Annotated in this window: 1 protein-coding gene; it reads right to left on the bottom strand. The window is 30.7% G+C overall.

Annotated elements, in window-relative coordinates; translation table 11 throughout:
* Window positions 1–302 precede the first annotated feature (302 nt).
* Complete coding sequence (locus DFQ08_RS09035) at window positions 303–674, bottom strand: transposase (RefSeq protein ID WP_114309665.1); 372 nt, start codon at window positions 672–674, stop codon at window positions 303–305.
* Between the last annotated feature and the right edge of the window lie 210 nt (window positions 675–884).

Here is an 884-nt window from a genome sequence, read left to right on the forward strand (position 1 = left end):
GCACTAGTTTTCTTTCTAAGTGTTAGCATATTATGTTTTCTAAGGACATTAAATAGGGTATCTCTACCCACTTTAATGTTGGTTTTAGTAAACTCATTATCTAATGTTTTATGAGTTTACGTAAATCCCTTCTCTAGGAAGGGATTTACGTTTTTTACTGACTATGTTAATAATCTGTTGTTCCAGTATTAAACGCTTATCAGCTCTAGATTTGTATTTATAATACGCATCACGTTTAAGTCCAAAACAATGTGTTATAGTGGTTAAAGACGTAAATCCCTTAGATTTCTCTTTAGCTTTAATTAAGGCTTTATACTTAGCTTTTTTTTTAGTTCAGCTACAGATTTATAGCCTAAGTCTTCGGCTGCTACTTCAAGGTATGAATCTAATACCAAAGTATCTAAATCCTTTTTAATCAGTAGTTTTTTTAGCTGTTCAATCTCTTTTTGAAGTGCTTTAATTCTAGATATTTCGTCTTTTGTTTCCACTTTTACTCTGGTTTTCATTAGATCTTTACGATTGTATTTTTTAATCCACTCGTTGACCGTTGTAGGAGCAATAGAGTAGAGTTTACAAAGTTCGCTCTTTGTGTGTTTACCGGTTGTAAGTTCGGCTAAAATTTTCAGTTTGAAAGGTTCTGAATACCGTCTGATTACTTTGTCATTTTTGTACATAATGTTTAAAATTATGTAGCCTTTATTTAGGACGGGTGTATTATACTGATATAGGTTGACCTTTTTTTAGGTTAATTTATACCGTTCAAAAGATTTTTTTAGCCGTTTAGAAGGCAAAAAATAATTTGAACTAGGTCTGTTTTTAAATCGTAAGTTCAGGTAAATTTACATTATTTTTCTGATAGGATTTGTATTTGATGTTTGGATTCA

Origin of the sequence: Winogradskyella arenosi (genome assembly GCF_003337305.1) — a bacterium.
GTDB lineage: Bacteria > Bacteroidota > Bacteroidia > Flavobacteriales > Flavobacteriaceae > Winogradskyella > Winogradskyella arenosi.

What these genes read in the sequence shown, in the direction of transcription:
- DFQ08_RS09035 (WP_114309665.1), bottom strand. Translation starts at nt 674, where the DNA reads ATGTACAAAAATGACAAAGTAATCAGACGGTATTCAGAACCTTTCAAA.